This is a genomic window from Pseudomonas sp. 9.3L (assembly GCF_058536285.1).
Window position 1 is genome coordinate 1305676 of sequence record NZ_JBZUBK010000001.1, and the last position, 23560, is coordinate 1329235.

Annotated in this window: 22 protein-coding genes and 1 pseudogene; 19 read left to right on the top strand and 4 right to left on the bottom strand. The window is 61.1% G+C overall.

Annotated features, from left to right (window positions below; translation table 11 throughout):
* Nucleotides 1–219 precede the first annotated feature (219 nt).
* Nucleotides 220–3315, bottom strand: a pseudogene (rne, locus tag AC4LE2_RS05980) (ribonuclease E); the annotation flags it as partial.
* A gap of 698 nt (nt 3316–4013) precedes the next feature.
* Here rne and rluC point away from each other — a divergent pair.
* From rluC to AC4LE2_RS05995, 3 genes are read left to right on the top strand one after another with little or no spacing between them, the layout of a single operon-like run.
* Nucleotides 4014–4970 carry a 23S rRNA pseudouridine(955/2504/2580) synthase RluC gene (rluC, locus tag AC4LE2_RS05985; protein WP_491824819.1) on the top strand — a complete coding sequence of 319 codons (957 nt, stop codon included), beginning with the start codon at nt 4014–4016 and terminating at the stop codon, nt 4968–4970.
* Nucleotides 4963–5640: an HAD-IA family hydrolase gene (locus AC4LE2_RS05990; RefSeq protein WP_491824821.1), complete on the top strand. Its 678-nt coding sequence runs from the start codon at nt 4963–4965 to the stop codon at nt 5638–5640. The genes rluC and AC4LE2_RS05990 overlap by 8 nt, the downstream gene beginning before the upstream one ends.
* A 4-nt stretch (nt 5641–5644) precedes the next feature.
* Nucleotides 5645–6643 carry a S49 family peptidase gene (locus tag AC4LE2_RS05995; protein ID WP_491824822.1) on the top strand — a complete coding sequence of 333 codons (999 nt, stop codon included), beginning with the start codon at nt 5645–5647 and terminating at the stop codon, nt 6641–6643.
* A 1-nt stretch (nt 6644) separates the two neighbouring features.
* Here the strand turns inward: AC4LE2_RS05995 and AC4LE2_RS06000 are convergent, their stop codons facing one another.
* Nucleotides 6645–7235, bottom strand: coding sequence for a Maf family protein (locus AC4LE2_RS06000; RefSeq protein ID WP_491824824.1), 591 nt, complete (start codon nt 7233–7235; stop codon nt 6645–6647).
* 111 nt (nt 7236–7346) lie between these two features.
* Here AC4LE2_RS06000 and AC4LE2_RS06005 point away from each other — a divergent pair, with 111 nt between their 5' ends.
* The 13 genes from AC4LE2_RS06005 (at nt 7347) to AC4LE2_RS06065 (ending at nt 17539) form a co-directional block, all read left to right on the top strand.
* Nucleotides 7347–7874 carry a YceD family protein gene (locus tag AC4LE2_RS06005; RefSeq protein ID WP_491824826.1) on the top strand — a complete coding sequence of 176 codons (528 nt, stop codon included), beginning with the start codon at nt 7347–7349 and terminating at the stop codon, nt 7872–7874.
* Between the two features lie 13 nt (nt 7875–7887).
* Nucleotides 7888–8070 (top strand): 50S ribosomal protein L32, encoded by a 183-nt coding sequence (gene rpmF, locus AC4LE2_RS06010; RefSeq protein WP_168081858.1) that lies wholly within the window; start codon nt 7888–7890, stop codon nt 8068–8070.
* A 3-nt stretch (nt 8071–8073) separates the two neighbouring features.
* On the top strand, nt 8074–9108 hold the full coding sequence (gene plsX / locus AC4LE2_RS06015; protein ID WP_491824828.1) for a phosphate acyltransferase PlsX: 1035 nt from the start codon (nt 8074–8076) through the stop codon (nt 9106–9108).
* 92 nt (nt 9109–9200) lie between these two features.
* A complete protein-coding gene (fabD, locus tag AC4LE2_RS06020; protein ID WP_491824830.1) occupies nt 9201–10157 on the top strand; it encodes an ACP S-malonyltransferase in 957 nt (318 codons plus the stop codon).
* Nucleotides 10154–10894, top strand: coding sequence for a 3-oxoacyl-ACP reductase FabG (fabG, locus tag AC4LE2_RS06025; RefSeq protein ID WP_491824832.1), 741 nt, complete (start codon nt 10154–10156; stop codon nt 10892–10894). The genes fabD and fabG overlap by 4 nt, the downstream gene beginning before the upstream one ends.
* A gap of 194 nt (nt 10895–11088) precedes the next feature.
* A complete protein-coding gene (gene acpP / locus AC4LE2_RS06030) occupies nt 11089–11325 on the top strand; it encodes an acyl carrier protein (protein ID WP_003175607.1) in 237 nt (78 codons plus the stop codon).
* Between the two features lie 111 nt (nt 11326–11436).
* A complete protein-coding gene (fabF, locus tag AC4LE2_RS06035; RefSeq protein ID WP_491824834.1) occupies nt 11437–12681 on the top strand; it encodes a beta-ketoacyl-ACP synthase II in 1245 nt (414 codons plus the stop codon).
* Nucleotides 12681–13496, top strand: coding sequence for an aminodeoxychorismate lyase (gene pabC, locus AC4LE2_RS06040; RefSeq protein WP_491828063.1), 816 nt, complete (start codon nt 12681–12683; stop codon nt 13494–13496). Before fabF ends, pabC begins: the two co-directional genes overlap by 1 nt.
* A gap of 2 nt (nt 13497–13498) precedes the next feature.
* On the top strand, nt 13499–14584 hold the full coding sequence (mltG, locus tag AC4LE2_RS06045; RefSeq protein ID WP_491824836.1) for an endolytic transglycosylase MltG: 1086 nt from the start codon (nt 13499–13501) through the stop codon (nt 14582–14584).
* 12 nt (nt 14585–14596) lie between these two features.
* Nucleotides 14597–15229, top strand: coding sequence for a dTMP kinase (gene tmk / locus AC4LE2_RS06050; RefSeq protein WP_491824838.1), 633 nt, complete (start codon nt 14597–14599; stop codon nt 15227–15229).
* Entirely contained in the window at nt 15222–16205 is a 984-nt protein-coding gene (locus tag AC4LE2_RS06055) for a DNA polymerase III subunit delta' (protein WP_491824840.1), read from the top strand. The genes tmk and AC4LE2_RS06055 overlap by 8 nt, the downstream gene beginning before the upstream one ends.
* Nucleotides 16206–16378: 173 nt before the next feature.
* Nucleotides 16379–16735, top strand: coding sequence for a PilZ domain-containing protein (locus tag AC4LE2_RS06060; RefSeq protein ID WP_491824842.1), 357 nt, complete (start codon nt 16379–16381; stop codon nt 16733–16735).
* Between the two features lie 24 nt (nt 16736–16759).
* The gene (locus AC4LE2_RS06065) at nt 16760–17539 is read left to right on the top strand and encodes a TatD family hydrolase (protein WP_491828064.1); all 780 of its coding nucleotides are present in this window, start codon (nt 16760–16762) and stop codon (nt 17537–17539) included.
* Nucleotides 17540–17771: 232 nt separating this feature from the next.
* Here AC4LE2_RS06065 and AC4LE2_RS06070 read toward each other — a convergent pair whose 3' ends face one another.
* Nucleotides 17772–18902, bottom strand: a complete 1131-nt coding sequence (locus AC4LE2_RS06070) for an aminotransferase class V-fold PLP-dependent enzyme (protein ID WP_491824844.1) — start codon at nt 18900–18902, stop codon at nt 17772–17774.
* 68 nt (nt 18903–18970) lie between these two features.
* Between AC4LE2_RS06070 and AC4LE2_RS06075 the strand changes: the two genes are divergently transcribed.
* Nucleotides 18971–19600 carry a TetR/AcrR family transcriptional regulator gene (locus AC4LE2_RS06075; RefSeq protein ID WP_491824845.1) on the top strand — a complete coding sequence of 210 codons (630 nt, stop codon included), beginning with the start codon at nt 18971–18973 and terminating at the stop codon, nt 19598–19600.
* Here AC4LE2_RS06075 and AC4LE2_RS06080 read toward each other — a convergent pair.
* Nucleotides 19597–20025, bottom strand: a complete 429-nt coding sequence (locus tag AC4LE2_RS06080; RefSeq protein ID WP_491824847.1) for a hypothetical protein — start codon at nt 20023–20025, stop codon at nt 19597–19599. The genes AC4LE2_RS06075 and AC4LE2_RS06080 overlap by 4 nt on opposite strands.
* Nucleotides 20026–20121: 96 nt before the next feature.
* Between AC4LE2_RS06080 and dinG the strand changes: the two genes are divergently transcribed.
* A complete protein-coding gene (gene dinG, locus AC4LE2_RS06085) occupies nt 20122–22266 on the top strand; it encodes an ATP-dependent DNA helicase DinG (RefSeq protein WP_491824849.1) in 2145 nt (714 codons plus the stop codon).
* A gap of 94 nt (nt 22267–22360) precedes the next feature.
* Entirely contained in the window at nt 22361–23506 is a 1146-nt protein-coding gene (locus AC4LE2_RS06090) for a serine hydrolase domain-containing protein (RefSeq protein WP_491828065.1), read from the top strand.
* The last annotated feature ends 54 nt before the right edge of the window (nt 23507–23560 follow it).

The following is a 23560-nucleotide window of genomic DNA, read 5'->3' on the forward strand; positions in this document are numbered from 1 at the left end:
ACTTGCTTTAACGTCAGCCGGGTCAACCACGACGGGTGCTTGCACCTCTACCTCAACCGGCGCTTCCACCTGAGCCAGCGCACTGGCGTTGGTCAAGCGTGCTGCGTCCTCGGCTTCCCGTGCTGCCGCAGCCGCCAATTCAGCCTCACGCTTGCGACGACGCACTTCACGTGGGTCGTTGGGTGCGCGCCCATTTGCCAGCATGGCTGGAGCGGAAGCCGGTTCCGCAGGCATATCGCTGGCGGGTGTGGCTTCGGTGAAAGCAGCCTCACCGATAGCAGCCCCACTTGCCGGTGTGGTATCCACAGGCTCTGCGGGCGATGCGGGCTGTTGCTCAACCGCAGGCTGTTCTACCGCCGTGCGGTTGTCAGTCGCCTGTTCAGCCGCTGCGTGTTCCGCTGCTGCCGGTTCGCTGGCCGAGACCGCTACGGCGTGCTCCGAGACAGGAGCGACCGATAGCTCAGCCGCAGGGGTGGCCGCCGGTGCGTCAACCTGCTGTACCGGTTGTTCCACGATGGGCGCTACGGCTGACGCAGGCAGTGGCTCAGGTGCAGCCTCTGCAAGTGGGGCAGCCAATCGCTCCAACGGCTCAGGCACGATGCTGGCCGCCTGGTCTGGCGGGGTGGTGATTATTTCCGGGGCGGCCACAGCCTCCTCAGGCGCTACGCTGGCCGTCGCTCGTTCCGCCTGCTGATGTGCTTGAGCCTCCGCGGTAGGGCTAGCTACGATTTCACGTGCAGGGGCTTGCAGGGCAACTTCAGCGGCTACCGCAGTCGCGGTGGCAGCGGTGGCCAGGGGAACCGGGGCTGCGGATTCGGCAGTGGCTTCGGTGCCGTCCGCGTCTTCGCTTTCGCCGTCGCCGATCAACTCGCCATTGGCATCACGCTGACGCTCGCGACGGTTGCTGCGACGACGCTGGCCACGGGAGCGGCGACGAGGACGCTCGCCTTCGTTACCGTCCTGGTTGTCATCCTGCTGCTCGTCACCCAGCAAGGCCTCTTCGGCGGTGTTGGGTTCTTCTTGCGGCTGCTCTTCACGGGCAGGGCGTGGCTGACGCTCTTCACGTGGTGCGCGCTCCTCGCGGGGGGCGCGTTCTTCACGTGGAGCACGCTCCTCACGCGGGGCCTGGTCTTCACGGGTGGTACGTTCTTCGCGTGGCGCACGTTCTTCACGCGGCTCGCGTTGTTCACGTGGGGCACGTTCTTCGCGGGCAGGGCGCTCGGCGCGTTCTTCGCGCGGCTGAGCCGGGGCGGCGTCCAGAGGCTCGCGCAGTTCGCGAACAGGGCGGTCTTCCCGGGAGCGACGGTCTTCACGAGGGGCACGGGCTTCGCGAGGTGCGCGAGGCGCGCGTTCTTCACGAGCGACCGGCGCGTCTTCACGCGCTTCACGCGGGGCGCGTTCTTCGCGGCTGGCACGGTCTTCACGCGGTGCCCGCTCTTCACGTGGCTTGCGCTCTTCATCGCGGCGGCCGTTACGGTTACGGCTTTGCTGGCGACCGTTACGGCGCTCTTCGTTGCGGCCAGTGCGCTCGGCGGCGGGCTTGGGCGGCGTTACGGTAGCGGTGGCGACCGGAGCGGGTGCTTCTTTGCTTCCAGCGAACAGGCTGACCAGCGACTTTACCAAGCCTTTGAACAGGCTGGGCTCGGCCATGGCAGGCGCGGCACTGGGTTGCGGCGCAGGCGCTGGAGCAGGCTCTTCCGACGCAGGCATCGGGGCGTTGGCGCGCACCGGTGCGGTTTTGACCGCCGCTTCCTGGCGAACGAGGGTGCGCGTGGCGGCTACGGGTTGGACTTCTTCGGTTTCGGACGCCGCGATCTCGTAGCTCGACTGACCGTTGAGTACTTCTGGGTTATCGTCACGCAGGCGCTGCACTTCAAAGTGCGGCGTTTCGAGGTGATCGTTCGGCAGAATGATGATGCGGGCACGGGTACGCAGTTCGATCTTGGTGATGGAGTTGCGTTTTTCGTTGAGCAGGAACGCTGCCACCGGGATGGGCACCTGGGCTCGCACTTCAGCGGTGCGGTCCTTCAGGGCTTCTTCCTCGATCAGGCGCAGGATCGCCAGCGAGAGGGATTCAACGTCCCGGATGATGCCGGTGCCGCTGCAGCGTGGGCAGACGATGCCGCTGCTTTCGCCCAAGGAGGGGCGCAGGCGCTGGCGTGACATCTCCAACAGACCAAAACGGGAAATGCGGCCTACTTGAACCCGTGCACGGTCTGCTTCCAGGCTTTCGCGGACTTTTTCTTCCACGGCGCGTTGGTTTTTCGCCGGGGTCATGTCGATGAAGTCGATAACGATCAAGCCGCCGATGTCGCGCAGGCGCAGCTGGCGGGCAATTTCTTCAGCCGCTTCCAGGTTGGTCTGCAGGGCGGTTTCTTCGATGTCGCTACCTTTGGTTGCCCGCGCGGAGTTGATGTCGATGGACACCAAGGCTTCGGTGGGGTCGATGACGATGGACCCGCCGGAGGGCAGTTCGACCACGCGCTGGAAGGCGGTCTCGATCTGGCTTTCGATCTGGAAGCGGTTGAACAGCGGCACGCTGTCTTCGTAGAGCTTGATCTTGCTGGCGTACTGCGGCATCACCTGGCGGATGAAGGTCAAGGCTTCTTCTTGCGCCTCGACGCTGTCGATCAGCACTTCACCGATGTCCTGGCGCAGGTAGTCGCGAATCGCCCGGATGATGACGTTGCTTTCCTGGTAGATCAGGAAGGGGGCGGAACGATCCAAGGAGGCTTCTTTGATGGCCGTCCACAGTTGCAAGAGGTAATCCAGGTCCCATTGCATTTCTTCGCTGCTGCGGCCCAGGCCTGCGGTGCGCACGATCAGCCCCATGTCGGCGGGTGCCACCAGGCCGTTGAGAGCCTCGCGCAGTTCGTTGCGCTCTTCGCCCTCGATGCGGCGCGAGATACCGCCAGCGCGAGGGTTGTTTGGCATCAGTACCAGGTAGCGGCCTGCCAGGCTGATAAAGGTGGTAAGGGCCGCGCCCTTGTTACCGCGCTCTTCTTTTTCAACCTGAACGATGACTTCTTGGCCTTCGCTCAATACTTCCTTGATATTGACGCGCCCCTCGGGCGCCTTCTTGAAGTATTCGCGGGAGATTTCCTTGAGCGGCAGGAAGCCGTGACGTTCAGAGCCGAAGTCTACAAATGCCGCTTCGAGGCTTGGCTCGATACGTGTAATACGGCCTTTGTAGATGTTGGCTTTTTTCTGCTCTCGCGCACCGGATTCGATATCCAGGTCGTAGAGGCGCTGGCCATCTACCAGTGCAACACGCAACTCTTCGGGTTGAGTTGCGTTAATCAGCATTCTTTTCATGTAGTACCGTCGGTTTCCGGGCTGCCGGAAACGGCGTTCGGCACACACGACTTCTCACGGTCGGTGTTCAGGTGCGAGGAAAGCCTGGGCTTCCCGGCCAGTGGCAAGGCTGCTGTGAGCCTGTGTCCTGGCAACGCTTCCTGCCTTTGTGTGGTGTCAAAAGCACTCAGTCAGGAGGAGGAATCAGGTTGCGACCGCGGACGCCCTCATGGGCATCTATGCAGGGCCCGCCAACGGGGCCTGCCCTGCCACGCGGCACGCTACCTGTGCATCTCCACCCTACACGTATCCCTGATAATTCGGGTGCTGCCGCGCGCTGAATCCGCAACGGGTTGGCATTTATCACGACGCCTGTATGGCAGTCGCACGCTAGAAACTAAGGCTTGTATTTCCGAAACCTTCACGGTTACCAGGTTGGACGGCTGCGCTGGTTCAATAGCCGCAGGGTTCGAACGGCAAGGGCTAAAAATACCACCCTAGTGAAGTTCGACACGTTTGTACCTGGCTGCGTTTGCGCGAACCATTGGTTCGCCGCGCGGTGAAAGCCCCGTCGGACGGCCTCGCGTCCTCTTTAAACACCTGGGTAAGCGGCGGTCATTAACCGTCTGTCACTCCCCGGCCGCTTATGGCGGCGCTCGGGACTATAGCAGCAAACATTAAGTGCTTCAAATGGCTGAAAAATTGATATTATCCGCGTCATGACCATGACCTCTCCTCCAACTTCGGGCGTTCAGTTGCTTGAAGTTGCGCCGGAACTTGCCGGCCAACGCATTGATAATTTTCTTATTACCGCCCTCAAGGGTGTACCGAGAACGCTGGTTTATCGAATCCTGCGCAAGGGTGAAGTGCGTGTTAATAAAGGCCGCATAAAGCCTGAATACAAGCTGCAAGCGGGCGATATCGTCAGAGTGCCGCCCTTGCGCCTGCCCGAGCGTGATGCGCCAGTACCGGTAGCCCAAGGGCTGTTGCAGCGCCTTGAGGCTGCCATTGTTTATGAAGACAAAGGCCTGATCGTGTTGAATAAGCCTGCGGGTATCGCAGTGCATGGGGGCAGTGGCTTAAGTTTTGGTGTCATCGAAGCGTTCCGTCAGCTTCGCCCTGACGCTAAAGAGCTTGAGTTGGTTCATCGACTGGACCGGGACACCTCCGGGCTGCTGATGATCGCCAAGAAGCGCAGCATGTTACGCCACCTGCACGAGGCGTTGCGTGGCGACGGTGTAGATAAGCGTTACATGGCACTGGTGCGTGGGCACTGGGCAACCAGTAAAAAACAGGTCAACGCCCCGCTGCTTAAAAGCAACCTTCGGTCCGGCGAGCGTATGGTAGAAGTTAACCCGGAGGGCAAGGAGGCCTTGACCTTGTTCAAGGTGCTGCGCCGCTTCGGCGACTTCGCCACCCTGGTGGAGGCGCGGCCGATCACCGGGCGTACCCACCAGATCCGCGTGCATGCGCTGCATGCCGGGCATTGCATCGCTGGCGACCCCAAGTACGGCGATGAAGACTTCAGTCGCGAACTCCGTGAGTTGGGCGGCAAGCGCCTGTTCCTGCATGCGTATGCCTTGTCCTTGACGCTGCCCGACGGTACGCCGCTAGAGGTGAAGGCCCCGGTGGATGACCTGTGGTCCACCGCTGTGGAGCGCCTGGCCAATGGCTGACTATGATCTGCTGATTTTCGACTGGGACGGCACGCTGGCCGACTCCATTGGGCGGATCGTTGAGGCCATGCAGTGGGCGGCCGTGCGGTCTGAGCTTCAGCCACGCGATGCCGTGCAGGTTAAAGGCATCATCGGGTTGGGCTTGCCGGAAGCCATCCAAGCCCTGTACCCGCTGCTCGATGAGCACCAGGTGGCAGCCTTCAGAGGTTATTACTCTGAGCGCTATGTGGCGTTGGAAGCCACGCCTTCACCGCTGTTCGATGGCGTGCGTGAGGGGCTGGAGGCGTTCCGCGCCGCTGGCTACCAGCTGGCGGTCGCCACGGGCAAGGCACGGCGAGGCCTGGACAGGGTGCTCAACGCACATGGGCTGGAGCGCTTCTTCGACATCACCCGGGCCGCTGATGAAACCCGCAGCAAGCCACACCCCTTGATGCTCGAAGAGATCCTGGCCCACTGCAACGTTGCGCCAGGGCGCGCCCTGATGATTGGCGACTCGGCGTTTGACCTGCAGATGGCCCGTAATGCAGGCATGCCGTGCGTGGCCGCAGGTTACGGGGCCATTGAGCTGGCTGCGCTCATGGCGTATGAGCCGGTACTGGCCATCGAACGTTTTACCCAATTGACCGCGTGGCTCAAGCCAGGCAATTCATCACCTGCCACAAGCGAGTAAACGGATGTCAGATCAATGGAAAGCGCCGTCTGCCGAAGAGGCGTCATTGCCTCGCTCGGGTGACGAGCGTAGCTGGAAGCTGCTGGAAAAAACCCTGCTGGCGAGCGTGCAGGAGCAACGCAGGGCGCGGCGCTGGGGCATCTTTTTCAAGTGCCTGACCTTTCTTTATCTGTTGGGCATGCTGTTCCTTTTCTCGCCGTGGGCGAAATTGGAAAAAGGTACCGGCAAGGCTGACAGCTACACTGCAGTGATCGACGTGCGCGGCGTAATTGCCGATAAGGAAGAGGCTAGCGCCGATAACATCGTGACCAGCTTGCGCGCAGCGTTCGACGACGCCAAGGTCAAGGGCGTGCTGCTGCGCATCAACAGCCCTGGTGGTAGCCCTGTGCAGTCTGGTTACGTCTATGACGAAATTCGGCGGCTACGTGGCCTTCATCCCGACGTCAAGGTGTATGCGGTTATCGCAGACCTGGGCGCCTCCGGCGCGTACTACATCGCCAGTGCCGCGGATGAGATCTACGCCGACAAGGCCAGCCTGGTAGGGTCGATCGGGGTTACCGCTGCCGGCTACGGCTTCGTGGGCACCATGGAGAAACTCGGCGTAGAACGCCGCCCTTACAGCTCAGGCGAGCATAAGGCCTTCCTGGACCCGTTTCAGCCAGCCAAGCCTGATGAAACCCAGTTCTGGCAGGGCGTGCTGGACACGACCCATCGTCAGTTCATTGCCCAGGTAAAAGCAGGGCGAGGCGAGCGACTAAAGGATAAAGAACACCCTGAGCTGTTCTCTGGCTTGATCTGGTCAGGTGAGCAAGCTCTACAGCTCGGCCTCATCGATGGGTTAGCCAGCACCAGCTATGTGGCGCGCGAAGTGATCGGGGCGAAGGATGTGGTTGACTTCACTGTCGAGGATTCTCCACTGGACCGGTTCTCCAAAAAGCTAGGTGCCAGCGTGGCCGCTGAGATGGCGCTGTTGATGGGCTTCAATGGCCCTTCGCTGCGCTAGGTCAAGGTACGGCCACGCCAGCAGTTCCCAGCATCGTTACTAGCCGGATCAGGGGGAGGCCCACCAGGCTGGTGGCGTCTGGCCCCTCAGTGCTTTCAAACAGGCTGACCCCTAAGCCCTCTGCTTTGAAGCTGCCTGCGCAGTCATAGGGTTGCTCGGCGTGCAGGTAGCGTTCTATGGCGGCTGGCGTGAGTGGTCGCATGTTCACCGTGAAAGGCACAGCGTCTACTTGGCACTCGCCGGTTGCGGTGTCGAGTAGTGCAAGCCCGGTCAGGAAGGTGACGCGCTGACCGCTGGCGGCCAGCAACTGCTCGCAGCCCTGTTCAAACCCGCCCGGCTTGCCTAGCACGCGTTCGTGCGTGCCGTTGGTCAACACAGCTACTTGGTCTGAGCCGATGATCAAGTGCCCGGGGTAACGGCTGGCCAGCGCGCGGGCTTTGCTTTCGGCCAGGCGCAGCACCAAGGCAAGGGCGGGCTCGCCTGGATAGCGCTGCTCGTCTATCTCTGGGGCTACACTTGAGAAGGGCAGGCCGAGGCGGCCCAACAGGGCCTGTCGGTATGAAGAGCTGGACGCTAAAATCAAGGGCCGCATGGAGGAGCCTCTCCTAATAGAAGGGCGCCCATTCTACGCCTGTGCCGTTGCGCTGCTAACGGCCTAATTTCCTTTGACACAACCAGGGGGCATCCCTAGAATGTCGCGCCTATGTTGAATGACCCGATTCCACCTCACGTTGACCCGCGCAAATTGGCCGATCGCGGCGCTACCCTTGAAGGTAGCCTGCCACTCGCCAGTTTGGAGAGACTTTGCGACCTGCTTTCCGATGATGTCGGTACGGTCCAGGGTAAATTCATGTTCAAACGAGACGAAGATCACGCCGTGGTTATGCACAGCGATCTCAGCGTCGACGTGAAGATGGTTTGCCAGCGCTGTCTTGAGCTGGTCACCCTTCCGATCCATAGCGAATGTACTTACGCCGTGGTGAGGGAGGGTGCTAATACCCAATCGTTACCGAAAGGTTATGACGTGCTGGAACTGGGCGAGGATCCTTTGGATCTGTGGGCGGTGGTCGAAGACGAGCTTTTGCTCGCGCTGCCGATCATCCCCGCTCATCATCCGGAAGAATGCCAGCAGCCGGCGGGTCTCGAAGAGCCCGAACCGAGCGAGGACGAGGTAACGCGGTCCAACCCGTTCAGTGTATTGGCGCAGTTAAAGCGTGACCCAAACGTTTAGGAGTTAATCAATTATGGCTGTTCAGCAGAACAAAAAATCCCGCTCTGCCCGCGACATGCGCCGTTCGCACGACGCACTCGAGCCGAACGCACTGTCCGTGGAAAAAACCACTGGCGAAGTTCACCTGCGCCATCACGTTTCGCCTGAAGGCGTTTACCGTGGCCGTAAAGTGATCGACAAGGGCGCCGACGAGTAATCCTTGTCCGCTCAGATCATCGCGATCGACGCAATGGGCGGGGACTTCGGCCCCCGCAACATTGTTGAGGCCTGCATCGCCTGCCTGTCTACACACCCCTCGCTTCAACTGGCCCTCGTAGGCCAACCTCAACTCCTCGAAAGCCTCCTTGCTGCCCATAAGCGAGTCGATCGCACGCGGCTGTTCATCGTGCCCGCGACCGAAGTCATTGGCATGAGCGACAAACCCTCCCAGGCGTTAAGAAGCAAGCCTGACGCGTCCATGCGCGTAGCCTTGGAGGCGTTGCGCGATGGCAAGGTGCGCGCCGTGGTCAGCGCAGGCAACACGGGCGCGTTGATGGCGCTCTCAAGGCAAGTGTTGAAAACCCTGCCGGGCGTCCACAGGCCCGCCATGGTCGCGGCCCTTCCTACACGTACGGGGCAGTGCCATGTGCTGGACCTGGGCGCAAACGTTGACTGTAGCGCCGAACACTTATACCAGTTCGCATTGATGGGTGCGGTGGCGGCCGAGGCCAATGGGGTGCATGAGCCACGCGTGGCGCTGCTCAATGTGGGCACGGAGGACATCAAGGGCAATCAGCAGGTTAAAGCTGCCGCTGTGCTGCTTCAGGGGGCGGGGATCAACTACGTCGGGTTCGTAGAAGGTGACGGCGTGTACCGGGGTGACGCCGACGTGGTGGTCTGCGACGGCTTCGTGGGCAATGTACTGCTAAAGGCTAGCGAGGGCCTGGCTAGCATGATCGGAGAACGTATAGAAGCGCAGTTCACGGGTGGGCTGGCCTCCCGTCTGGCCGGGGCACTGGCGTTGCCGGTACTGCGCAGGCTGCGCGAAGAGCTGGTGCCTGCCAGGCACAACGGCGCCAGCTTTCTAGGGTTGCAGGGCATTGTGGTCAAAAGCCATGGCGCGGCGGGTACGCAAGGGCTGCAAGCCGCCATCGAGCGAGCCCTGCGTCAGGTTCAAGACGACCTGCCCTGCAAGCTGAGCGCGGGGCTGGTCGCCAAGTTGTCACGGCAAACCGGCCACGAGGGTACAATGTGACCGGCCGGTTCCGGCTATCATCCAACACTGAGTTTTCGTTCCTGGCAGGGCCAGGGGCATTTTTCACTATCGAATAAATAAGGGCGTGTTCAATGTCTGCATCCCTCGCATTCGTCTTTCCGGGGCAAGGTTCTCAGACGCTCGGCATGCTCGCCGAGCAGGCCAAGCAACACCGACTGGTCGGCGAAACCTTCACCGAGGCGTCCGATGCCCTTGGCTATGACCTGTGGGCGCTAACCCAGCAAGGGCCCGCCGAGCACTTGAACCAGACGGACAAAACCCAGCCCGCCATTCTTACGGCGTCGGTTGCGTTGTGGCGCCTATGGCAAGCGCAGGGTGGTGCTACCCCGGCCTACGTTGCCGGACATAGCCTTGGCGAGTACAGCGCGTTGGTTGCTGCCGGTAGCATTGGCCTGGCCGACGCCGTAACGCTGGTGGAGCGTCGCGGCCAGTTGATGCAAGAGGCCGTCCCTGCCGGGCAAGGCGGCATGGCCGCGATATTGGGGCTTAAGGATGACGACGTCATCGCAGCCTGCGCTGAAGCGGCAAATGGTGAAGTGGTCAGCGCGGTAAACTTCAACTCGCCAGGCCAAGTCGTGATCGCCGGTAGCAAGGCTGCGGTCGAGCGCGCCATTGAGGCCTGCAAGGCTCGGGGCGCTAAGCGCGCCTTACCATTGCCGGTGAGCGTTCCTTCGCATTGTGCGCTGATGAAGCCGGCCGCCGAGCGTTTCGCAGAAGCGGTTGCACGCGTTCAATGGCAACTTCCCAGCATCTCGCTGGTGCAGAACGTCACCGCAACCGTTGCAGGTTCCCTGGACGACCTTAAGCAAAATCTCCTCGCACAGCTTTACATGCCGGTGCGGTGGACCGAGTCGGTGGCCCTGCTGGCGCAGCACGGTGCCCGTCAATTGGTGGAGTGTGGCCCCGGCAAGGTGTTATCAGGGCTGAACAAGCGCTGCGCCGACGGCATTGACACTTTCAATCTGGACACATCCGATGCCTTTGCCGCCGCCCGCGCGGCCTTGGCTGAACAGGAGAAGCTGGCATGAGCCTGCAAGGTAAAGTCGCACTGGTCACCGGTGCAAGTCGCGGTATAGGCCAGGCAATCGCTCTGGAGTTGGGCCGTCAGGGGGCCATCGTGATTGGCACCGCCACCAGCGCATCGGGCGCCGAGCGTATCGACGCTACCCTGAAAGAACATGGGGTCGAAGGGCTCGGCCTGGAGCTGAACGTCTGTAACGACGAGTCTGTGACTGCGGCCTTGAAGGCCATTACCGAACGTTTCGGTGCCCCGGCAATTTTGGTCAATAACGCCGGTATCACCCGCGATAACCTCATGTTGCGCATGAAAGACGACGAGTGGTTCGATGTGATCGATACCAACCTCAATAGCCTGTATCGCCTTTCCAAGGCAGTATTGCGCGGCATGACGAAGGCGCGCTGGGGGCGGATCATCAGTATCGGCTCAGTGGTGGGTGCCATGGGTAACGCTGGGCAAGTAAACTATGCGGCAGCCAAGGCGGGCCTTGAAGGCTTCAGTCGCGCCTTGGCTCGGGAAGTCGGGTCTCGGGGCATTACCGTGAACTCAGTAGCACCGGGCTTTATCGACACAGACATGACCCGGGAGCTGCCTGAAGCGCAGCGCGAAGGGCTGTTGGGCCAGATCCCCCTGGGCCGCTTGGGCCAGGCGGAAGAAATCGCCAAGGTGGTAGGTTTCCTGGCGTCTGAAGGCGCTGCCTATGTCACCGGAGCGACCGTTCCGGTCAACGGCGGCATGTACATGTGATTCAGCTCAATTGGGCGGTACGGAAAAAATGTCATACGTAGCGCCCTAAAATCCGTTATAAAGCTGCATCCAGATTATAGAGGTCGCCGGCCGGCATTTGGTGGGGCTCGCATTGCGCTTGAATTGCGAGGTCCTTCCTATAAACTTACACACCGGCCAGTTGCCAGACTATCCACTAGGAGTGAAAACCAGGTATGAGCACCATCGAAGAACGCGTCAAGAAAATCGTTGCCGAGCAACTGGGCGTCAAAGAAGAAGAAGTGGTCAACACGGCGAGCTTCGTCGAAGACCTGGGCGCTGATTCTCTTGACACCGTTGAGCTGGTAATGGCTCTGGAAGAAGAATTCGAAACCGAAATTCCAGACGAAGAAGCCGAGAAGATCACCACCGTTCAGGCTGCCATCGACTACGTCACCAGCCACCAGGCCTGATTGTCGTACTCGACGCTTCTTGTCCAAGGAGAAACCGCACTGCCTCAAAAGGCGTGCGGTTTTTTCTTTAGATGAGGCAAGAAGTTGAAACAAAGTATTAAGGAGAACACTGTGTCGCGTAGACGCGTCGTGGTCACTGGGATGGGTATGCTGTCGCCACTGGGCGTGGACGTACCCGGCAGCTGGCAGGCCATTCTGGCCGGCCAAAGCGGCATCGGTCCAATCGAGCATACGGACCTGTCGGCGTTTTCTACCCGCTTTGGTGGTTCGGTCAAGCATTTCGATGTAGCGCAGTACCTGTCCCCAAAAGAGGCGCGCAAGCTCGATCTGTTCATTCAGTATGGCCTGGCAGCGGGTTTCCAGGCCGTGCGTGATGCTGGGCTGGACATCAACGATGCCAACCGCGAGCGCATTGGCGTAGCCATGGGCTCGGGTATCGGTGGCCTTACCAATATCGAAGAAACCTGCGGCACTTTGCATGCGCAGGGCCCTCGGCGCATTTCGCCGTTCTTCGTGCCTGGCTCGATCATCAACATGATTTCCGGCTTCCTGTCTATCCATCTGGGTATCCAGGGGCCTAACTACGCCATCTCCACGGCCTGTACCACCGGTACCCACTGCATTGGCATGGCGGCCCGCAACATCGCCTATGGCGAGGCCGATGTGATGATCGCCGGCGGGGCTGAGATGGCAGCCTGTGGCTTGGGCATGGGCGGCTTTGGCGCCGCGCGTGCGTTGTCTACACGCAACGACGAACCCACTCGTGCCAGCCGGCCCTGGGACAAAGGGCGCGACGGCTTCGTGCTGTCAGACGGCGCGGGTGCGCTGGTGCTCGAAGAGTTGGAATTCGCTCGTGCACGTGGCGCGCGTATCTACGCGGAGTTGGTAGGCTTTGGCACCAGTGGTGACGCCTTCCATATGACCTCGCCTCCCGAGGACGGAGCGGGCGCGGCGCGTTGCATGGTCAATGCACTCAAGGATGCTGGTGTAGCACCCGAGGCGGTGCAGTACATCAATGCCCATGGCACCTCTACCTCGGCGGGCGACCTCGCCGAAGTGCGCGCTATCAAGGCCGTCTTCGGGGAGCATGCTCATCGCCTGGCAGTCAGCTCCACCAAGTCCATGACCGGGCACTTGCTCGGCGCGGCAGGTGCCGTGGAGGCGATCTTCAGTGTGCTTGCCATTCGCGATCAAGTGGCGCCGCCAACCATTAACCTCGATGAGCCCGACGACGACTGCGACCTGGATTTCGTACCCCATGAGGCGCGCAAAATGCCTATCGATGTGGTGCTCTCCAATTCATTCGGCTTTGGTGGCACCAACGGCTCCCTGGTGTTCCGCCGGTTCAACCCGTGATCGACGCCTGGGTCGACGGGCGGCCCGTGGCTGCGGTCGGCGTGGGCAACCGGGGCCTGGCGTACGGGGATGGTCTATTCGAAACCATCCGGGTCAGGCACGGCAGGTTGACGCTGCCTGATCGCCACCTCGCGCGTCTGGCCCTGGGTTGCGAACGGCTAGGCCTTACAGTCGACCTAACAGTGGTGCGCGATGAGCTGTTGGCCTATGCCACTGCGGTAGAAGGCGGGGTGGTCAAGCTGGTGGTCACGCGAGGGGAGGGGGCGCGGGGGTATGCGGCCGATCCTGAAGCGCCTGCCCAGCGCATTCTTCAGGCCGGCCCCTTGCCTGCTTACCCTGCTCAACGGCAAACGGAGGGCGTTGCGCTTCACCCCTGTAGCGTGCGTCTGGCCGAGCAGCCTGTGCTGGCCGGCCTCAAGCATTTGAATAGGCTTGAGCAGGTGCTAGCACGGGCTGAATGGCAAGGCAGTGAGCTGGCTGAAGGCTTGATGCGTGATACCAGTGGCCGGGTAATCGAAGGGGTATTCAGCAACCTGTTCCTTGTTCAAGGTGACGCCCTGATGACCCCGGCCCTTACCCGTTGTGGTGTGGCCGGCACCTTACGTGCCGAATTACTGGCATACGAAGCGGCCCAGGGCCGTGCTGTCCGTGTGGAAGACATCAGCATGATGCAGTTGGCAGCCGCCAGTGAAGCCTTTCTCTGCAACAGCGTATACGGCATCTGGCCAGTGCGTCGCTGTGGTGAACTGACTTGGCCGGTGGGGCCGCACACCCGTAAACTCCAACGCCTGGCCTGCGAACTTCTGGAAATCTGACATTGTTACGCAAAATCCTGCTGCTGCTCAAAATTCTCGTCCTGCTGGCGGGCCTGGTCGTTTGCGCGGCCGTGTGGCGTGTTCATGCCGTGCTCGATCAACTCATCGCCTTGCCACCCGATGCCTTGGTAGAAGTGCCGGCCGGCGCGTCACCGGGGGGGATGCTCAATAGGCTGGAGGACCAGGGTGCATTGTACGGTGCCGTGTGGGCAAGGTTGTACTGGCGCTTCAACCTGGAAGGTCAGGCATTGCACACTGGCGAGTACCGCATAGCCACTGGCACCACCGTGCGCCAGCTGCTGGATCTTTGGCAACGTGGCGAGGTGGTTCAGTACAACCTCACCCTGGTAGAGGGCTGGACCTTCAGGCAGGTACGCGCGGCGTTAGCGCGTCAGGAAAAGCTCAAGCAAACCCTGGCTGGCCTCAGCGACGAGGAAGTCATGGCCAAAATCGGCCAACCTGACGTTTTCCCGGAAGGGCGGTTCTTTCCTGACACCTACAGTTACGTTAAGGGCATGAGCGACGTGCAACTGCTGGAGCACGCGTTTGCGCGCCTCGATGCCGTATTGGCCGAAGCCTGGCAAGCCCGTAGCAGCGATTTGCCGTATAAGGACGCTTACCAGGCGCTCATCATGGCGTCTTTGGTTGAAAAGGAAACCGGTGTGCCCGAAGAGCGGGGAGAAATCGCCGGCGTGTTCGTACGCCGTCTTGCCGCCGGCATGCTGCTACAAACGGACCCTACGGTGATCTATGGGATGGGCGAGCGCTACACCGGGCGCATCACCCGTGCTGATTTGCGCGAGCCCAGCCCTTATAACACCTACCTCAATCCGGGCCTGCCGCCCACCCCCATTGCCATGGTTGGGCGAGAAGCGATCACCGCTGCACTTAATCCCACAGCCGGTAGCAGCCTCTACTTTGTAGCCAAGGGTGATGGGAGTCATGTGTTCTCTGACGATATTGACGCCCACAATCAAGCGGTTCGCCAGTACCAGCTCAAGCGCCGCACTGACTATCGCTCAAGCCCGGCACCCGTAGCCCCGTCGGGCACTACAGAGGCGCCGGCAGACCCTGCGCCTCAACCATAAGGAAAGCCCTACGTGAGCGGTTTGTTCATTACTTTGGAAGGGCCTGAAGGCGCTGGCAAGAGCACCAACCGGGACTTCATCGCCGAGCGCCTGCGTGAGCGTGGCCTCGATGTGCAGCTCACCCGCGAACCAGGAGGCACGCCGTTGGCCGAGCGTATCCGCGAGCTGTTGCTGGCCCCCAGCGATGAGCCCATGGCAGTGGATACCGAGTTGCTGCTGATGTTCGCTGCCCGTGCCCAGCACCTTGAGCAGGTGATCCGCCCCGCATTGGCACGAGGCGCAGTGGTACTGTGCGATCGGTTTACCGATGCCACCTATGCCTACCAAGGCGGCGGCCGCGGCGTGTCATTGCAGCGTATTGCCCAGTTGGAAACTTTTGTGCAGGGCACGCTGCGCCCGCACCTTACCCTGATCTTCGACCTCCCTGTGGAGACCGGGCTGGCCCGCGCGGCAGCCAGAGGCCGGCTCGACCGTTTTGAGCAGGAGGCGCGAGGGTTCTTCGACGCGGTGCGTCAGGCGTATCTCGCCCGCGCCGAGTCAGCCCCGGCGCGCTATCGAATCATCGACGCCAGCCAGCCGCTGGCCGACGTCCAGGCAAGCCTGCGCGGGGCCTTACCCCACTGGCTGGAGCAGGCCCGTGGCTGAGCTGTACCCCTGGCAGACCACCCTGTGGGCGCAGTTGGGTAGCCGTGAAGACCACCCCCACGCGTATTTGCTGCACGGGCCTCAAGGTATTGGCAAGCGAGCCCTGGCCGAGCGGCTGATGGCCCTGTTGCTGTGTCAGACAGCCGGCGTTGACCCGTGTGGCCGCTGCAAAAGTTGCCTACTGCTGACGGCTGGCAGCCACCCTGACAACTTCCTGCTTCAGCCGGAGGAGGCCGACAAAGCCATTTTGGTCGATCAAGTTCGACGCCTGGTGGAGTTTGTAAGCCAGACGGCCCAGTTGGGTGGGCGCAAAGTGGTACTGATTGAGCCGGTAGAGGCAATGAACCTCAATGCGGCCAACGCCTTGCTCAAAAGCCTGGAAGAGCCTTCAGGCAACACAGTGTTGCTGTTGGTCAGCCACCAGCCAAGCCGTCTGCTGCCCACCCTTCGCAGCCGGTGCGTACAACAGCCATGCCCGTTGCCCTCGGCGGCCCAGGCTAGCCAATGGCTGGCAGAGGTACTTCCCAGCCTGGAGGCCGATGCCCGTGCTGACCTGCTCGCCCTGGCCTATGATTCGCCCCTTGCGGCAAGGGTGCTGCACGAGCAGGATGCGTTGGTTCAGCGCACCTTGGTGGTAGACGGCGTCAAGCGTCTGCTCAAGCAGCAGCAAAGCCCTAGTCAATTGGCCGAAAGCTGGGGCAGTGTGCCGTTGATCTGGCTGTTTGACTGGTTCTGCGATTGGGCGCAACGCGTGCTGCGCTACCAGCTGACACAGGATGACAGTGAACTGGGCTTGAGCGACATGCGCAAGGTACTGCACTATCTCGCCCAGAAATCATCGCCCGGGCACATCATCGCGGTGCAGGATTGGCTGCTCCAACACCGTCAGAAGGTCATGGCCAAAGCGAACCTCAACCGCGTGTTGCTACTCGAAACCTTACTTGTTTCCTGGTTGGCGTTGCCCACTTCAGGCTAGGCTCTATACGAAATGGTTTGGCACTCGGTGATGCTGCGTTAAAAACCGGCTTGGAATGCTCATTTACGACCAGTAAACTCCGCTTCCTCGCCGGCTTTTGCCTTGCCTGACCTTCGTTCCAAACCACTTCGTACAGAGCCTAAGCGGTCTTCTTCTGGCAGTAAGGATCATTCATGAACCAGCCAAGTGCCCCAGGCCCCCGCAGCGGTATTTTGTCCTTGACCATCAAGGACAAAGCCGTGCTCTATGCCGCTTATATGCCCTTTATCAAGAACGGCGGTCTGTTTATACCCACCGCCAAGAGTTATCGGCTAGGGGACGAGCTATTCATGTTGCTCAACCTGATGGATGAGCCGGAAAAAATCCCCGTGGCGGGCAAGGTAGCGTGGATTACGCCTAGAGGCGCTCAAGGCAACCGCGCTGCAGGCGTGGGCGTTCAGTTCAATGATGGAGACGCCACAGCCCGTAACAAGATCGAGACTTACCTCGCCGGTGCGCTGAAATCGGACCGGCCCACCCACACCATGTAGAGCCCAATGACTGATACCGCGCCCCTGCTTGTAGATTCTCACTGTCACCTCGATCGCCTGGACCTTTCCGCCCATGGTGGCTCGCTGGACGCCGCCCTCGCAGCTGCCCGCGAGCGGGGCGTGGGGCATTTCCTGTGCATCGGCGTCAGTGCCGAAAACGCCCAGGCCGTCCGTACACTGGCAGACCGCTACGCCGACGTTGATTGCTCCGTGGGTATTCACCCGTTGGATGTAAGCCCAGAAGGCGCCCCTAGCCTGGACTGGCTGCTGACCGAGCTGGACCACCCACGGGTGGTGGCAATTGGTGAGACTGGCCTGGATTACTACTATGAGCCTGAAACGGCCGAGCTGCAGAAGGCGTCGTTCCGCTTGCACCTCGAGGCGGCAGCGATCACCGGCAAGCCAGTCATCGTGCATACCCGTACGGCCCAGGCAGACACCCTCGCGTTATTGCGAGAAGCGGCGCTGCCGCAAGGTGGGGTATTGCATTGCTTCACCGAAGACTGGCCCATGGCCAAGGCGGCGCTGGACTTGGGCTTTTATATCTCCCTCTCTGGCATCGTCACCTTCCGCAATGCCGAGGCCCTTCGGGAAGTGGCTCGCCAGGTGCCGGCCGACCGCCTGCTGGTAGAAACAGACTCCCCCTACCTGGCGCCTATTCCCTATCGGGGCAAGCCCAACCTTCCCCAGTATGTCTATGAAGTGGCAGCGTTCATTGCAGACGTGCGAGGCGAGCCGTTCCATGCCTTTGCAGAACAGACCACCGCCAATTTCCGCCGGCTCTTTCCCATGTCGCGTGCCTGATTTCACTACGAGAAGCAGCGGCTCGAAAAAAAAGCCCGGTTTCGGGGGGGAACCGGGCCAAGACCATTAGGAGTAGAACAAAGGCGCGTGGTCCATGCAGCGCCTTTATTGATAGGCGGCTTGGGGAGAGGCGCCTAACAACACCTTGAGTATTGGCCACCATGCTTATTCTGCCAGTCACCAGTGCTCATTTTTTAAACAGATTTGGAATCAGCCCTGGCCGGCTGACAACTCATTTGCTCAGGCTTTCAACCAGCGACAGCGCCTGGGCGGCTACTGCTTCGGTAGTGTAAAAGTGTGGCGACAGCCTCACGCCCTTGCCGCGAACGATACACACCACGCCCTGTGCCATCAGGGCCTTGTGCAGCGCCAGGTTGTCTCGACCTTCAATGCTGAACGACACAATCCCCGACTGGCGCTGCGCCGACTGTGGTGAGTGGATGCGCCCACCCGGCAGGCGCTCGATCCCCTCTATCAATTGCCGGGCCCGGGCCTGGATAAGCTGTTCCACCTGCGTCATGCCGACCTCTTCGAGCAACGCCAGGCTTGCTTCCAGGGCCATGGTGCCCAAGATGTTAGGGCTGCCACACTCGAAGCGGCGCGCGCTGTGTGCTGGCTCCCATTGCTCTCGGCTGTAGTCGCCCATGTGCTCCAGCATGTGCCAGCCGAACTCCTGCAAACGCAAGCGCGGGCGCAGTTCTGCCCGGCAATAAAAGACACCCAGGCCTTCGGGGCCCATCATCCATTTATGGCCGTCGGCCATCGCAAAGTCGCAGGCGTAGGCCTGTACATCGAAAGGCGCCGCGCCCAAATGCTGGATGGCGTCGACGCAGAACAGCACATCCCGCTCGCGGCAGCCTCGGCCGAGCCGGGGTAGGTCCATCTTCAGCCCGCTGGCGTACTGCACGGCGCTGATGGCCAGCAGCTTGGTCCGAGGGCCGCAGGCGTTTAGCAGTGCGCCTTCAGGGTCATCCCCGGAGAGAGGCACTTTGATCACCTCTACGCCCTGTGGCGCCAGGGCTTCCCAGACAATCCGGTTGGACGGAAACTCTTCGTCGCTGATGACCACCTGATCGCCAGGTTGCCACTCCAGGCCAAACGCCACAAATGACAGCGCTTCAGAGGTGTTCTTCACCAACGCGATGTCGTCACCGGAGGGCGCATTGAGTAGCCGTTGCAGCCGCTCGCGCAGGCGTTGCTCTACGTGCAGCCAATTGGGGTAATCGCGTGCGCCAATATGCACGTTCTCCTGGGCGAAGCGGGCGACGGCCTCCGCGCTTCGACGGGGCCAGGGCGAGACCGCGGCATGGTTGAGGTACATCAGGCCGGGCGCCTGGGGGAATTCGTCTGCAAAACTAGACATAGGGTTGATCCGTGCAATTTGACGCCGATTAGGCATAATACCCGCTTCGATTCAGGCTCGGTCCGTGTATGCAGAAAGAACCCCGAAAGGTCCGTGAATTCCGCCGCAGGGAGCAGGAAATCCTCGACACGGCGCTCAAGCTGTTCCTGGAACAGGGCGAGGACAGCGTTACCGTAGAGATGATCGCCGATACCGTGGGTATCGGCAAAGGGACCATCTATAAGCATTTCAAGTCAAAGGCAGAGATTTACCTGAGGCTGATGCTTGACTACGAACGTGACCTCAACAGCTTGTTGCAGTCTTCGGACCTCGACCGTGACCGAGAGGCCCTCTCCAGGGCGTACTTTGAGTTTCGCATGCGCGACCCGCAGCGGTACCGCCTATTTGACCGGCTGGAAGAAAAGGTCATGCGGGGCAGCCAGGTGCCGGAGATGGTTACCGAGCTGCACCGGATCAGGGCGTCCAACTTCGAGCGGCTCACGCAGTTGATCAAAGGCCGTATCGACGAAGGCAAGCTCGAAGACGTACCGCCGTACTTCCACTATTGCGCTGCCTGGGCGCTGGTACACGGGGCGGTCGCGCTGTACCACTCGCCGTTCTGGAGCAACGTACTCGAAGACCAGGAAGGGTTCTTCCAATTCCTGATGGATATCGGCGTACGGATGGGCAACAAGCGTAGGCGCGATGGGGACAGCTAGCCCTGGCTTAGGCTGAAGCCTAGTAATATCCCAAAGGCGATCAGCACAATCGCGGCGCTCAATTGCCAGCGAATGCCCCTGGCGGCGAGCGCTATCGCTGCCTGGTCACCCAGGATGCCAGCGGCCTCTTGTGCTTTTACCCCCAACAGGTTTACGCGCAGCATCAGGGCACCCGCTGCCAAGGTTGCACCTACGTGCCACTGAGCGAGGCGCGGCGCGGTTTCCAGGCCAGGGTAGCGCGCCTTGAACGTTGCGATGAGGCACAGCACGACCAAGGCGAACAGCCCCCATGCGACGGCGCCGGCACGGCGTACACGGCCCGTGTCACGGCTATTGCCGATGACCGCAGCTAAGGCAATGCAGCAGGCAAAGGCCGCCAGAGCGCCCGTCAGGCGTAGGCTGAAAAGAAAAGTGGTGGAGTTCATCAGGGTTTCGTTCGGCGCACTTGGCAATAGGGGGTATGATAGCGGCCTTCCTGAAACACTGATAATCCATCCAGCCCTGCGGGGCGCCCGGACCCCATGCTCAGTACTGAACTCAAATCTTCCATCCAAGGCGCCTATACCCGTTTTCTCGAGGCCAAGGGGCTTAAGGCCCGTTATGGCCAGCGGCTGATGATCGCCGAAGTGGCCAAAGCCCTGGGCGCCGTACCCTGTGACGAAGAAGGCCGACGTACCGGCGACCCCGCTGTAGTGGCAGTGGAAGCAGGCACCGGTACCGGCAAAACCGTCGCGTATAGCCTGGCTGCCATTCCTGTAGCCAAGGCGGCGGGCAAGCGCTTGGTGATCGCCACGGCCACGGTGGCGCTGCAGGAGCAGATCGTCCACAAGGATCTACCGGACATCATGCGTAATGCAGGGCTCAATTTCACCTTTGCCCTGGCCAAGGGGCGTGGTCGCTACCTGTGCCTGTCCAAGCTCGACTCGCTGCTTCAAGAAGGGCAGGCGCAGAACGCCACCGCCCAGCTGTTCGAGGACGAAGGTTTCTCCATCGATGTGGATGAAGCCAGCCTCAAGCTGTTCACCCAGATGATCGAAAAGCTGGCGGGCAACCGTTGGGATGGCGACCGTGATACTTGGCCTGTGGCCCTGGAAGACCCTACCTGGGCGCGGCTTACCACCGATCATAGCCAGTGCACCAACCGGCATTGCCCCAACTTCCAGCAGTGTGCCTTCTTCAAGGCGCGGGAGGGCATGGGCAAGGTGGACGTCATTGTCACCAACCACGACATGGTGCTGGCAGACCTTGCCCTCGGCGGTGGGGCAGTGCTACCAGACCCAAAAGACACCTTGTATGTGTTCGATGAGGGGCACCACTTGCCCGACAAAGCCATCGGCCACTTCGCCCATTTCACTCGGTTGCGTTCCACCGCCGACTGGCTTGAGCAAACAGCGCGTAACCTCACCAAGCTGTTGGCGCAACATCCATTGCCCGGCGACCTGGGCAAATTGATCGAGCAAGTACCAGAGCTTGCCCGTGAACTCAAGGCGCAGATGCAGTTCATGTTCGGTGCCTGCGAGCAGTTGGCAGACTTCCGCCCTGGCGAAGACATGGCTGGCCGTGAGCGGCCACGTCATCGCTTCATCGGTGGTGTGGTGCCCGAGCACATTCGCGAGATGGGTATAGAGCTCAAACAGGGCTTTTCGCGCCTGACCGACCTTTATACCCGCCTCACGGAGTTGCTAAAGGACGGCATGGAAGGCGAAGTCAACATTGGTATCGCCAGCCACCAGGCCGAAGAGTGGTACCCCTTGTTCGGCACGCTGTTGTCCCGTGCGCAGGGCAGTTGGGAGCTATGGGTGGCCTTTACTGCCGAGGACCCTGAAGGCAACCCTCCCATGGCGCGCTGGCTGACCTTGGTGGAGGTGGGCTCGGGCCACGACCTGGAGGTCAATGCCAGCCCAATCCTGGCGGCTGAAATGCTTCGTCGTAACTTGTGGAATGTCGCCTTTGGTGCGCTGGTCACCTCGGCCACCCTCACGGCGCTGGGCCGTTTCGACCGTTTCCGCATGCGCGCCGGCTTGCCCCGCGACGCAGTAACGGCCGTAGTGCCGAGCCCCTTCCACCATGCGGACGCTGGCGTGCTGCGTGTGCCAGACTTGCGTGCCGACCCCCGTGATGCGGCTGCGCACACGGCAGCGATCATACGCGAGTTACCCAGCCTGGTAGAAGGCTCGAAAGGCTCGCTGGTTCTGTTTTCATCCAGGCGGCAAATGCAGGATGTGTTCGACGGCCTGGACCGCGAATGGCGTCGCCAGGTGTTTATCCAGGGCAACCTCTCCAAGCAGGAGACCCTCAATAAGCACAAGGCGCGGGTGGACAGCGGCGAAAGCAGCGTGCTGTTCGGCCTGGCCAGTTTTGCCGAGGGTGTCGACTTGCCAGGTGCTTACTGCGAGCACGTCGTCATCGCAAAGATTCCCTTCGCGGTGCCGGATGACCCGGTAGAGGCGGCATTAGCCGAGTGGATCGAAGCCCGGGGCGGTAACCCCTTCATGGAAATCGCGGTGCCGGACGCTTCTTTACGGTTGATCCAGGCCTGTGGGCGCCTGCTACGTACCGAGCAAGACCGGGGCATGATTACCTTGCTGGACCGTCGGGTGGTGACTCAACGCTATGGCAAGGCCATTCTGGATGCACTGCCGCCGTTTCGCCGGGAAATCGGTTAGCCGTCGCCTCCTACGGGCTCCTCAAAGGCGGCTTCACAAAGGCTGTGATCGCTGAAACAATATGCAGCATTTCACGCCTCGCCTGGAGTTTCCATTGCTGATACAGGGCCATTATTCGCTAGCATTCGAAGCCGTTCGCGACGCCTTCGCTGCGTTGTTCGACAATCGCCAGACTCAGGGCGCTGCGCTGTGCGTGCACGTAAACGGCGATACCGTACTGGACCTCTGGGCCGGCACCCAGGACAGGAACGGCGAGGAGGCGTGGCACAGCGACACGTTGGTAAACCTGTTTTCCTGCACCAAAACCTTCACGGCAGTGGCTGTATTACAGCTCGCTGCTGAAGGCAAGCTGAGCCTGGACGCTCCGGTTGCGCAGTACTGGCCGGAGTTTGCGGCCAATGGCAAGGCGTCGATAACCGTGCGTCAGTTGCTTAGCCACCGCGCCGGCGTGCCTGCATTGCGCGACCCGTTGCCTGCCGAGGCCCTGTACGACTGGGCAACGATGACCACTGCGCTGGCGGCAGAGCAACCCTGGTGGGCGCCAGGCACCGCCCATGGCTACGCAGCCATTACGTATGGCTGGCTGGTCGGGGAGCTGATACGCCGTGTAGACGGCCGGTCCCCAGGCCGCGCGATCGTCGAGCGAGTGGCCGCACCATTAGCGCTGGATTTTCATATCGGTCTGCCAGAAGCGGAGTTCTACCGCGTCGCCCATGTAGCGCGTGGCAAGGGTAACCCCGGCGATGCTGCTGCACAGCGGCTGTTGCAGGTCACGATGCGCGAGCCCCAGGCATTGAGTACCCGGGCCTTCACCAACCCACCGTCGATCCTTACCAGTACCAACAAATCCGAGTGGCGACGCATGGAGCAGCCAGCGGCCAACGGCCACGGCACTGCGCGCAGCCTGGCAGGCTTTTATCAGGGGCTGCTCGAAGGCCAGTTGCTGGACAGCGAGTGGCTGGACGAACTAACCCGCCAGCATAGCCTCGGCGACGACCTCACCTTGCTCACGCCAACACGCTTCGGCCTGGGTTGCATGCTGGACCAGCCCACCCTGGATAACGCCACCTTTGGCCTGGGTGCAAGCGCGTTCGGCCACCCTGGCGCAGGCGGCTCGGTAGGCTTTGCAGACCCCACCAAGGGCGTGGCCTTCGGATTCGTGACCAATACGTTGGGGCCATACATTTTGATGGATCCTCGAGCTCAGTCATTAGCCCGTGCGGTGGCTCAATGTCTGTAATGCAATACCTGCCCATGCGACCGACGGTTAACTACTCCGCGTGGAATGTTCTAC